Below are 11,813 nucleotides of genomic sequence, written 5' to 3' on the forward strand. Positions count from 1 at the left end.
CCATCCCCCACCCCCGAAAGGGCGGCGCACCATGAGAACACCCCTGCGCGCGGTTCGCGTGCTCCTCGCCGGACTGCTGACCACCGCCGGACTGAGCGCCGCGGGCGCCGCTCCCGCGCATGCCGCCGGGGAGCAGATCACGGCCTGGCTGACCACGACCGACGACTCCGGCGGACGCCATGTCGTACGGGGACTCCAGGCGCAGACCCCGTTCGCCTTCCAGTCGGGCACCGGCGGCGGGGGCGAGAACATCACGGTCGACGAGAACACCCGGTACCAGACCTTCACCGGGGGCGGCGCGTCCTTCACGGACACCGCGGCCTGGCTGATGAACAGCAGCGGGGCGCTGTCGCAGGCGACGCGGGACGCGACGATGCGGAAACTGTTCTCGCCGACGGACGGGATCGGGCTGTCGTTCCTGCGCAATCCGATGGGCGCGTCGGACCTGGCGCGCTACGGCTACACGTACGACGACGTGCCGGCCGGACAGACGGACCCCGACCTGTCGCAGTTCTCGATCGCACACGACCTGGCGGACGTGGTGCCGCTGACGAAGCAGGCGCTCCAGCTCAACCCCTCGCTGACCGTGATGGCCTCGCCGTGGACGGCGCCCGCCTGGATGAAGGACAGCGCGCAGCTCAACGGGGGCTGGCTGAAGGCGGAGGACTACGGGGCCTACGCCTCGTACTTCGTCAAGTACCTCCAGGCGTACCGGAACCAGGGCGTCCCCGTCTCGTACGTCACGGCCCAGAACGAGCCGACGTGCTGTTCGGGCTATCCGTCGATGAGCTGGAACGCGTCCGGCCTCGCGTACTTCACGAAGAACGAGCTGCTGCCGAAGCTGCAGGCGGCGGGCCTGCCGACGAAGGTGCTGGCACACGACTGGAACTGGGACACCTACGACTCCTACGCGGCGCAGACGGTGGACGACGCGGCGATCCGTTCGCACCCGAACTTCGGGGGCATCGCCTGGCACGGGTACGGCGGTGACGTGACGAAACAGACGACCGTCCACAACCAGTACCCGCAACTCGATGCGTTCGGCACGGAGCACTCGGGCGGCACCTGGATCGCCGATCAGCAGCGCGAGGACATGCTCAACATCGTCGACTACACCCGCAACTGGGCGAAGTCGGTGACGAAGTGGTCGCTCGCGGTCGACCAGAACATGGGGCCGCACAACGGTGGTTGCGGCACCTGCACGGGCCTGGTCACGGTCCACAACGGGGACGGTGCGAGCGGGACGGTCGACTACACCGTCGAGTACTACACGATGGGTCACCTGACGAAGTTCGTACGGCCGGGCGCGCAGCGCATCGCTTCGACGGCGAGCTCGGCAGTGCCGAACGTGGCGTGGCGCAACCCGGACGGCTCCAAGGCGCTGATCGCGTACAACGACTCGTCCTCTGCGAGGACGGTGACGATCAACTGGGGTACGCAGCATGCGACCTACTCACTGCCCGGGAAGACGTCGGCGACGTTCACGTGGTCGGGTACGCAGTCGGGCGGCGGTGACCGGTCGGGGGCGTTCGTGGGCCTCGCGGGCAAGTGCCTGGACGTGGCGGGCGGGTCGTCGGCGAACGGGACGGCGGTGCAGCTGTACGACTGCAACGGGACGAGTGCCCAGCTCTGGACGGTGAAGGCCGACGGGACGATCCAGGCGCTCGGGAAGTGCCTGGACGTGTCCGGGGGTTCGACGGCGGACGGCGCCAAGGTGCAGTTGTACGACTGCAATGGGACCGGAGCCCAACAGTGGTCGTACAACGCGTCGACGAGTGATGTGGTCAATACGGCGGCGAACAAGTGCCTCGACGTGACGGACAACTCGTCGGCGAACGGCGCCCGGGCGCAGATCTGGTCGTGCACCGGGGCGGCCAACCAGAAGTGGCGACTGCAGTAGCGCAGGGGTGACGGCGCGTGCCACCCCCACGGTCCGAGGGGGCGGCACGCATGCGACGGACGATCCTGGCGGTGGCGGGCGCGCTCGGAACGATGGCCCTGCTGAGCGGGTGCGGCGCCGAGCTGCGCCCCCTGGCCGCGGTCATCTGGACGCCTCGAGGGCGCCGCGGGCACTGCTGCGACCGTGCGGCGACGACCTCATCCAGGGCCTCGGCCTCACCGGCGCGCCCGCCACGGACGACTTCGGCCGCAACCTTTCCGGCTGGAAGGCTCCCGGTGAGCGGCGCGGTTCAGGCGCCGACTTCCCGCTCTTCTCACCCCCGCGAACCTGGGGCACCCACGCGGTCGGGCAACAGCGGCTGGTGCCGGCGTATACCGACGAACTCGCCTTCGGAAAGGCCGAGTACGACTACGACCACACCGGCACGGTCACGTTCCGACCGGCCGATCTCGACCGGCTGCGCCCCGGCCAGGTCTGGGCCGACGACCGCGCCATGAGCCGCGGCGAGTTCGAGAGGCTCGCCGCGGACTCCTGCTGACGGGGCCGCTACTCCGCCGGTTCCACTCCGGCCCGCAGCAGGCCGTAGGCGTACGCGTCCTCCAGCGCCTGCCACGACGCCGCGATCACGTTTTCCGCGACGCCGACCGTGGACCACTCGCCCTTGCCGTCCGAGGTGGAGATGAGGACGCGGGTCGTGGAGTGCGTGCCGTGCTTGCCCTCCAGGATGCGGACCTTGTAGTCGACGAGGTCGAGGACCGCGAGCTGGGGATAGATCTTCTCCAGCGCGACCCGCAGGGCGCGGTCCAGGGCGTTCACCGGGCCGTTGCCCTCCGCCGTCGCGACGATGCGTTCGCTCTTCGCCCAGAGCTTGACCGTGGCCTCGTTGGCGTGGGTCCCGTCGGGGCGGTCCTCGACGATCGCCCGCCAGGACTCGGTGCGGAAGTAGCGCAGCGGGTGACCGGCCACCTCCTCGCGCAGCAGCAGCTCGAACGAGGCGTCCGCCGCCTCGTACGAGTAGCCCCTGAGTTCGCGTTCCTTCACGCGCTCCACGACGCGGCCGACCAGCTCCCGGTCGCCGCCCAGGTCGACACCCAGTTCCTTGCCCTTGAGCTCCACCGACGCGCGGCCCGCCATGTCGGAGACGAGCATCCGCATGGTGTTGCCGACCAGCTCGGGGTCGATGTGTTGGTACAGGTCCGGGTCCACCTTGATCGCGGACGCGTGCAGACCGGCCTTGTGGGCGAAGGCGGATACGCCCACATAGGGCTGGTGGGTGGACGGCGCGAGGTTGACGACTTCGGCGATCGCGTGCGAGATGCGCGTCATCTCGCGCAGCCTGCCCTCGGGCAGCACCCTCTTGCCGTACTTCAGTTCCAGGGCGGCCACCACCGGGAACAGGTTCGCGTTGCCCACCCGCTCGCCGTACCCGTTGGCCGTGCACTGCACATGCGTGGCGCCCGCGTCCACCGCCGCGAGGGTGTTCGCGACCGCGCACCCCGTGTCGTCCTGCGCGTGGATGCCGAGCCGGGCGCCCGTGTCCGCCAGGACCGTCGACACCACGGCCTGCACCTGCGCCGGCAGCATGCCGCCGTTCGTGTCGCAGAGGATGACCACGTCCGCGCCCGCCTCCGACGCCGCACGGACCACCGACTTCGCGTACTCCGGGTTGGCCCGGTAGCCGTCGAAGAAGTGTTCGCAGTCGACGAAGACCCGGCGGCCCTGCGCCCGCAGATGGGAGACCGTGTCGCGGATCATCTCCAGGTTCTCGTCGAGCGTCGTGCGCAGGGCCAGCTCGACATGGCGGTCGTGGGACTTCGCGACCAGGGTGACCACCTGCGCGCCGGAGTCCAGCAGCGCCTTGACCTGCGGGTCCTCCGCCGCCTTGCCGCCGGCCCGGCGCGTCGCGCCGAAGGCCACGAGCTGGGCGTGCCGGAAGTCGATCTCCTGCTGGGCGCGGGCGAAGAACTCGGTGTCCCGCGGATTGGCGCCGGGCCAGCCGCCCTCGATGAAGCCCACGCCGAAGTCGTCCAGGTGCCGTGCGATGGCCAGCTTGTCCGCGACGGTGAGGTTGATGCCCTCCCGCTGCGCGCCGTCGCGCAGCGTCGTGTCGAAGACGTGGAACGAATCGTCGAGTTCGCTGGTTTCCGTCATGGTCTCAAGGCTCCTGTTTTAAATCTCGGTCTACCGGAATGACCGGCTCCACCGTCCCCCCATGGTCCCTCGCGCTCCCCTCCCGGCTGAAGGTGGGCCAGGAAAACGAAAAACCTCTCGCGGGTGCGAGAGGTCTGCGCGCGGGTCGAGGACGACGATGGCCGCCCGTACCTGGTCGTACGTGGCGGTCACTGCGGACCGGCGCGCCTGCTGCCAATAATCATGGCCAACGAGAGCACGGGGGCAGTCTGGCACAATCCGCCCCCACGCTCACCGCCGTCTCAGGATGCGGTCGTCACGGTGGACGACTCGGGCGCCCTCATCCGCGTCAGATCGAGGTCCCGGGTCTCCCGCATGGTGACGTAGACCACAAGGGACACGGCCGCGCAGCCCGCCACGTACCAGTAGAAGCCGGACTCGGTACCGGCGTTCTTGAACCACAGCGCCACGTATTCCGCCGTCCCGCCGAAGAGCGCGTTGGCGATGGCGTACGGCAGGGCGACGCCCAGGGCGCGGACGCCCGTCGGGAACAGTTCCGCCTTCACGCAGGCGTTGATCGAGGTGTAGCCGGTGACCACGACCAGGGCCAGCAGGGACAGGCCCAGCGCCGGCCAGAAGCTGCCCGCACGCCCCAGCATCGTCATGATCGGCACGGTCAGGAACGTGGAACCGAGGGCGAAGGTGATCAGCAGCGGGCGGCGGCCGATCCGGTCGGAGAGCCGGCCGGCCAATGGCTGGAGGCAGGCGAAGACGATCAGCGCGGTGAAGGAGACGAGGGTCGCGGTCTCCTTGGACAGGCCCGCCGAGTTCGACAGGTACTTGGTCAGATAGGTGGTGTACGTGTAGTACGCGACCGTGCCGCCCATGGTCAGGGCGATCACCAGGAAGGCCTCGCGCTTGTGCTGCCACAGCGCGCGCAGTGTGCCGCGCTCCTCGCCGCCGGTCTCGTCCGCCTCGTAGACCTCCGTCTCCAGCATGTTCCGGCGCAGGTAGAAGATCACCGCCGCGCCGAGCGCGCCCACCACGAACGGGATGCGCCAGCCGTAGCTGTGCAGCGCGTCGTCGGACATCGTGCGCTGGAGGACGATCTGCAGGCCGAGGCCGACGATCTGGCCCGCGGTCATGGAGACGTACTGGAAGCTGGAGGCGAAGCCGCGCCGCTTCGGGTCGGACGCCTCGGTGAGGTAGGTCGCGCTGGCCGCGTACTCGCCGCCCACCGACAGTCCCTGCAGCAGGCGGGCGACGAGCAGCACGAACGCGCCGCCGTACCCCGCCACGGCGTACGTCGGCGCCATCGCGATGAGGATCGCCGAGGCGGACATCAGCGTGACCGTGAGGGTCAGCGCGGCCTTGCGGCCTCTGCGGTCACCGACCCGGCCGAGCAGCCAGCCGCCGACCGGGCGCATGAAGAAGCCGACCGCGAAGATGCCCGCGGTGTTCATGAGTTGGGCTGTGGGGTTCCCGTCGGGGAAGAAGGCCCCGGCGAAGTAGGTGGCGAAGCTCGCGTAGACGAACCAGTCGTACCACTCCACCATGTTGCCGGCCGAGCCGATCCAGATCCTCTTCCAATGCTCTCGTCCCATGGGCCCTACCCTGCCCCGGAGGGGCACCGGCGATTCACCGCGATCGGCCGTACGAGGACGTCACTTCAGGTGGCCTTGCCGATCGACGAACACGCGCCGTTCGGGGTGACCCTGGCGGCCGTCGACGCGCTGTCGGCCTGGGTGACTCACACGGATGCAAGCACATCAGCCACCCCGGGCCATGGGCTCGTTCCCCTACGACCCGGGCGGCTGATCACGCGTCCACGAACCCCGGCCGCCCCAGCGACTCGTCCAGGAACTCCCTTACGTGGCCGAGAATCTGCTCCCGGTCGGTGCCGCGCAGACCGATCGCCACATGGATGGAGAAGCCGTCGAGGAGGGCGCGCAGCCGGGCGGCGAAGCGATCGGCGTCGACCGGGCGGAACTCGCCGCGCGAGACGCCCTCGGCGATCAGCGCCACGAGATCGCGGTGCCAGGCGCCCTCGATGGCCGCCTGCCGGTCGCGGGCGTCGTCGTCGGCGTTCTGCGAACGGTTCCAGACCTCCAGCCAGAGCGTCCAGTGCGGGTCGCGGTGACCGTCGGGGACGTACAGGTCGACGTATGCGTCGAGCCGTTCACGGGCCGGGGCGTCGCGGCTGAGCAACCGTGCGCGTTCGGCGCCCAGCCGGCCCTCGCTCCACTCCAGGGTCCGCAGGAGCAGCTCGTCCTTGGAGCGGAAGTAGTACAGCAGATGGCCGCTGCTCATCCCGACCTCGCGGCCCAGTGCCGCCATGGTGAGCTTCTCCAGACCGCGCTCGGCGATCATCTCCATGGCGGCGGCGAGGACCTCCTCGCGCGGCGGCGCGTGCTTCCGCGCCCGTGCCGCACCGGCCATCCGGGACTCCTCTAGATCTTCGGCTGCTGTTGCGTGATGCAGTGGATGCCTCCGCCGCCCGCAAAGATCGTACGGGCGTCCACCAGTGTCACCGTCCGCTCGGGGAAGAGCCTGCGGAAGATGCCGGCCGCGAGGTCGTCGCGCGGGTCGTCGAAACCGCACAGGACGACACCGCCGTTGCAGAGGTAGTGGTTGATGTAGGAGTGGTCGGCCCAGTGGCCGTCGGCCTCGAGGACCGTAGGGGCCGGGACCTCGACGACCTCCAGGCGCCGGCCGCGGGCGTCGGTGGCGGACTTCAGGATCCCGATGACCTCCTTCGTCACCTCGTGGTCGGGGTGCGCCGGGTCCGGCTGGTGGTGGGCGACGACGACCCCGGGGCGGGCGAAGGCGGCGACGATGTCGACGTGTCCGAGCGTGCCGAAGCCGTACGGGGGGTAGTCGCCGGTCAGGCCGCGCGGGAGCCAGACGGCCTTGCGGGTGCCGAGGTGGGCGTGGATCTCGGCCTCGACCTGCTCCTTCGTCCAGTGCGGGTTGCGTTCGGAGCCGAGCTGCACGGTCTGCGTGAGCAGGACCGTCCCCTCACCGTCGACATGGATCGCGCCGCCCTCGTTGACCAGCTTCGAGGCGTACGTCTTCGCGCCCGCGAGGTCCGAGACGTACGCGGCGATCTTCGCGTCGTGCTCCCAGCGGGCCCAGGCCTGGGCGCCCCAGCCGTTGAACGTCCAGTCCACCGCGGCGAGTTCGCGCCCGTTGGTGAGGAAGGTGGGGCCGATGTCCCGCATCCAGGCGTCGTCGAGGTCGCGTTCGACGGTGTCGATCCCCGGGCCGAGGAGAGTCCGGGCCTCCGCCGATCGGCCGGGGCCGCAGACCACAGTGACCGGTTCGAAGCGGCGGACCGCGCGGGCGACCGACGCCCAGGCCGCACAGGAGGCTGCAAGGTCCTCGGGGTCGTGGAAGGTCGGGTTGGGTCCCGGCCATGCCATCCAGGTGCGTTCGTGCGGGGTCCACTCGGCCGGCATGCGGAAGCCGTCGGCGGCGGGGGTGGTCATGTCGGGGGTCCTCACAGAAAGTACAGGCGGTTGAGGGAGACGGACTCGGCCGGCTCGGAGCGGACCGGTTCGCCGTCGAGGGTGACCAGGCCGGAGCGCTGGTCGACGTCGACCGTTCCGGTGCGGGAGTTGAGGCGCAGGTCGGCGGGGCCGATGCCACGGGTGCCCCGGACGGCCACCCGTCGCCTGCGGGTCGGCATCCGGTCGTCCCCTTGGTCCACGGCCGCCTGTGCGACGAAGGCGACGGAGAGGTCGGCGGGGGTCGCGCCGTGCGCACCGAACTGCGGGCCGAGCACGAGGGGTTCACATGTGTCGGTGGCCGCGTTCGGGTCACCGACCACGCCGTACGCCGGGAAGCCGGCCTTGAGCACGAGCTGCGGCTTGGCGCCGAAGTATTCCGGCCTCCACAGCACGATGTCGGCCAGCTTTCCGGGCTCGAGGGATCCGACCTCGTGCGCGAGACCGTGCGCGACGGCCGGGTTGATGGTCAGTTTGGCCACGTAGCGCAGGACGCGGGCGTTGTCGTCGTCCGCACCGTCGCCCTCCAGGGGGCCCAGCTCGGCCTTCATCTTCCCGGCCATCGCGAAGGTGCGCCGCACGGTTTCGCCCGCGCGTCCCATGCCCTGTGCGTCGGACGAGGTGATGCCGATCGCGCCCAGGTCGTGCAGCACGTCCTCGGCACCCATGGTTCCGGCGCGGATGCGGTCGCGGGCCATGGCGGCGTCGCCGGGCAGGTCGGTCTTGAGATCGTGGACGGAGACGATCATGCCGTAGTGCTCGGCGACGGCGTCGCGCCCGAAGGGCAGCGTCGGGTTGGTGGAAGAGCCGATGACGTTCGCCACTCCCGCCATCTTCAGGACGTTCGGCACATGACCGCCGCCACAGCCCTCGATGTGGAAGGCGTGGATGGTGCGGCCCTCGAGGACTCTGAGTGTGTCCTCCACGGACAGGCATTCGTTCAACCCGTCGCTGTGCAGGGCGACTTGGACGTCATGTTCCTCGGCCACCCGGAGGGCGGTGTCCAGGGCGCGGGTGTGGGCGCCCATGTCCTCGTGCACCTTGAAGCCGCAGGCACCGCCCTCGGCCAGCGCTTCGACCAGGGGCGCGCTGTCGGAGGACGAACCCCGGCCCAGGAAGCCGATGTTGACGGGCCAGGCGTCGAACGCGTTGAACGCGTGCCGCAGCGCCCACGGCGAGTTGACGCCGACGCCCCACACCGGACCGAACTCCTGCCCGATGATCGTGGTCACGCCGGAAGCCAGCGAGGCCTCCATGATGCGCGGCGACAGCAGGTGGACATGGCTGTCGACGGCCCCGGCGGTGGCGATCAACCCCTCACCGGACACGATCGACGTACCCGTGCCGACCACGACGTCGACCCCGTCGAGGGTGTCGGGGTTGCCGGCCCGCCCGATCGCGTGGATCCGGCCCTCTCGGATGCCGATGGAGACCTTCCGGATGCCCAGCGCCGCGTCGATCACCACGACGTTGCTGATGACGACGTCGCAGGTCTCGCGGACGGCCGCGGCCTTGAGGTGCAGACCGTCACGGGCGGTCTTGCCGAAGCCGACGAGGAACTCGTCGCCGTACTTCTGGGCGTCGGACTCGACGCGGATCACCAGACCCGAGTCTCCGAGGCGCACGCGGTCGCCGGCGCGGGGGCCGTGGGTGGCCGCGTACTCGTAGGGGTTCATCGGTCGGCTCCCAGATATCCGCAGGCGGCGGCCCGCCGCAGGGCCTCTTCCTTCGTCCCGGGCGCGTCCAGCGCCCCGTCGACGAGACCCGCGGAACCGATCGCGACCCGGTCGCCGCCGATCGGCACGAGCCCGACCTCGACGGTCTCCCCCGGTCCGAAACGGATGGACGACCCGGCGGGCACGGCGAGCCGCATGCCGTAGGCGTCGGCACGGGCGAAGTCGAGCCGCGGGTTGGCCTCGAAGAAGTGGAAGTGGGAGGTGACGGACACCGGGACCGCGGCGGTGTTGGTCACGGGCATCCGCACGACCGCCTCCGGCTCGCTGTGCGCCGGCCCCGGCAGCAGCGCGCCCGGCGCCCGATCGCCCAGTCCTCCTTCGATGGGGTCGGAGACCACCGCGAGCCGTGATCCGTCGTCGAAGACGGCCTCGACGTGCACCTCGGTGACGATGTCCGCGACACCCGGCAGCACGTCGTCCGGGCCGAGCACGGACCGGGCCGCCTCGATCGCCTCGGCGAGCCGCTTCCCGTCGCGGGCGGCCTCGCAGACGGCGTCCGCGATCAGCGCGGTGGCCTCCGGCACGTTCAGCCTCAGACCCCGGGCCCGGCGGGCGCGGGCCAACTCGGCGGCTCCGAAGAGCAGCAGCCGGTCACGTTCCGTGGGGGTGAGTCTCACGACGTGGCACCTCCTTGCTTCCCACACTTAGAGCAACACTCTAAATGGGCGGGAGCGGAAAGGGAACGCTCAGCGCCCTTTGCCCGTCATGTCACATTGAACGTCACTCTAACTCTCGGACCACCCCTGCCTCCTAGGAGGGCCCCCGCCCGTCGGTGGCGTCGACCAGGGTGAGCGGCAGGGTGAACCGTCGGAGACCTCCAGCTCCACGCCCTCGCCGGAGAGGCGGCCGAGGCGAGGAAGGGGACCAGGCGGCGCGCGAACCCGTCCAGCGTGCGCAGGTTGCGCAGGATGACGGCGAGCGAGTCGGGGTCCAGAAGCAGGATCTGCACGCGGGCGCCGTGCGCGGTGGCCGACCTCGCCCCGGAAGAGCCGCTTGGAGAACCGCGACCCGAACAGGTTTCGAAAAGATGTCGAGCACCTTGACGTTCGACGTCGAGCCGTGAGCCTGGGCGGCGAACCACTCGTGGTCGAGCCGGGTGTGCTCGCGGACCCGGCCCTCCTGGGCAGCAGCGCGGCACATTCGGTGATCGGCGCGAGCACGGTGAGGCTCTGCGGCCGGCGTGGTGTGCGTAACGCCCGCGGCAGCCGGCGCAGCCGTGGCATCGGCGACCGTGCGTTCACCCGCGCCCTCTCCCCGCCCGAATCCGCGCACGGGAGGGGCACGCTCCCCCGCGGACTCAGTGACTACCCGCGAGAGGAGGCCGGTACGCGTCGAACGAACCACCGAGCATCAGCCCGGTACCCAGGAGCGTGGTGTCGGCCGAGCCCGCCCGGAACGTGGACGTCGCGGGCGGGCATGGACGTTCTTCGGACGCCTCAGCCGAGCCGGTGCATCCAGCCGTGCTTGTCCTCATGGGTGCCGCGCTGAAGGTCGAGCAGGGCCTCACGGAGCCTGAGGGTGACCTCGCCCGGCTCGCCGCCCGACTGCTTCCACTCGGCGCTCGTGCGCTTGACCGTGCCGACCGGGGTGATGACCGCCGCGGTGCCACAGGCGAAGACCTCGGTGAGGGTGCCGTCTTCCGAGTCGGCCTGCCACTGGTCGATGGAGACGCGACCCTCCTCCGCCTCGTAGCCGAGGTCGCGGGCGACGGAAAGGAGGGAGTCCCGTGTCACGCCCTCAAGGATCGAGCCGGTGAGCGAGGGGGTGACGATCTTGTTTCCGTACACGAAGTACAGGTTCATGCCGCCGAGCTCCTCGACCCACCTGTGCTCCACGGCGTCGAGGTAGCAGACCTGGTCGCAGCCCTTGGTCGCGGCCTCTGCCTGGGCGAGCAGGGAGGCGGCGTAGTTGCCGCCCGTCTTGGCGTCGCCCATGCCGCCGGGGACGGCGCGGACACAGTCCTCGGAGACCCAGATGGAGACCGGCTTCACGCCACCCGCGAAGTAGGCACCGGCCGGGGAGGCGATCACCAGGAAGAGGTACTCGTTGGCCGGCTTCACACCGAGGCCGACCTCGGTGGCGATCATGAACGGGCGCAGGTAGAGGGACTCCTCGCCGCCGTGCGCCGGCACCCACGCCTTGTCCTGCTGGACGAGGAGGTCGCACGCCTCGATGAAGGTCTCGACCGGCAGCTCGGGCATCGCGAGGCGCCGGGCGGAGCGCTGGAAGCGCCGGGCGTTCATCTCCGGGCGGAAGGTGGCGACCGAGCCGTCCGGCTGGCGGTACGCCTTGAGGCCCTCGAAGATCTCCTGCGCGTAGTGCAGGACGTTGGTGGCGGGGTCGAGGGAGATCGGGGCGTACGGGACGAGCTGGCCGTCGTGCCAGCCTCGGCCCTCGGTCCACCTGATCGTCACCATGTGGTCGGTGAAGTGGCGGCCGAACCCGGGGTTGGCCAGGATCGCCTCCCGCTCGGCGTGGGAGAGCGGGTTGGCGGAGGGCTTCAGCTCGATCGTGGGCGTCGTCATGTGTGGTTGTCCTTCA

9 protein-coding genes are annotated in these 11,813 nt (G+C 70.3%); 2 read left to right on the forward strand and 7 right to left on the reverse strand.

The features are described from left to right. Positions 1–31: 31 nt before the first annotated feature. Both ACZ3TS_RS10870 and ACZ3TS_RS10875 read left to right on the forward strand, forming a co-directional pair. Entirely contained in the window at positions 32–1,900 is a 1,869-nt protein-coding gene (locus ACZ3TS_RS10870; protein WP_467615983.1) for a ricin-type beta-trefoil lectin domain protein, read from the forward strand. 109 nt (positions 1,901–2,009) lie between these two features. Further along, the gene (locus tag ACZ3TS_RS10875; protein ID WP_467615985.1) at positions 2,010–2,438 is read left to right on the forward strand and encodes a hypothetical protein; all 429 of its coding nucleotides are present in this window, start codon (positions 2,010–2,012) and stop codon (positions 2,436–2,438) included. 8 nt (positions 2,439–2,446) lie between these two features. Here the strand turns inward: ACZ3TS_RS10875 and cimA are convergent, their stop codons facing one another. From cimA to ACZ3TS_RS10910, 7 genes are all read right to left on the reverse strand, one after another. Next, entirely contained in the window at positions 2,447–4,051 is a 1,605-nt protein-coding gene (gene cimA, locus ACZ3TS_RS10880) for a citramalate synthase (RefSeq protein ID WP_467615988.1), read from the reverse strand. Between the two features lie 281 nt (positions 4,052–4,332). Beyond that, positions 4,333–5,634: an MFS transporter gene (locus ACZ3TS_RS10885; protein WP_467615990.1), complete on the reverse strand. Its 1,302-nt coding sequence runs from the start codon at positions 5,632–5,634 to the stop codon at positions 4,333–4,335. 214 nt (positions 5,635–5,848) lie between these two features. Then, positions 5,849–6,469, reverse strand: a complete 621-nt coding sequence (locus ACZ3TS_RS10890; protein WP_467615993.1) for a TetR/AcrR family transcriptional regulator — start codon at positions 6,467–6,469, stop codon at positions 5,849–5,851. An 11-nt stretch (positions 6,470–6,480) separates the two neighbouring features. Further along, complete coding sequence (locus tag ACZ3TS_RS10895) at positions 6,481–7,518, reverse strand: agmatine deiminase family protein (RefSeq protein ID WP_467615995.1); 1,038 nt, start codon at positions 7,516–7,518, stop codon at positions 6,481–6,483. Between the two features lie 11 nt (positions 7,519–7,529). Next, the gene (locus tag ACZ3TS_RS10900) at positions 7,530–9,212 is read right to left on the reverse strand and encodes an urease subunit alpha (RefSeq protein WP_467615997.1); all 1,683 of its coding nucleotides are present in this window, start codon (positions 9,210–9,212) and stop codon (positions 7,530–7,532) included. Next, complete coding sequence (gene ureA, locus ACZ3TS_RS10905) at positions 9,209–9,889, reverse strand: urease subunit gamma (RefSeq protein ID WP_467616000.1); 681 nt, start codon at positions 9,887–9,889, stop codon at positions 9,209–9,211. Before ureA ends, ACZ3TS_RS10900 begins: the two co-directional genes overlap by 4 nt. 819 nt (positions 9,890–10,708) lie before the next feature. Further along, positions 10,709–11,797 carry a branched-chain amino acid aminotransferase gene (locus ACZ3TS_RS10910; RefSeq protein WP_467616002.1) on the reverse strand — a complete coding sequence of 363 codons (1,089 nt, stop codon included), beginning with the start codon at positions 11,795–11,797 and terminating at the stop codon, positions 10,709–10,711. Positions 11,798–11,813: the final 16 nt, after the last annotated feature.

The organism is Streptomyces sp. NPDC022910 (assembly GCF_055561075.1).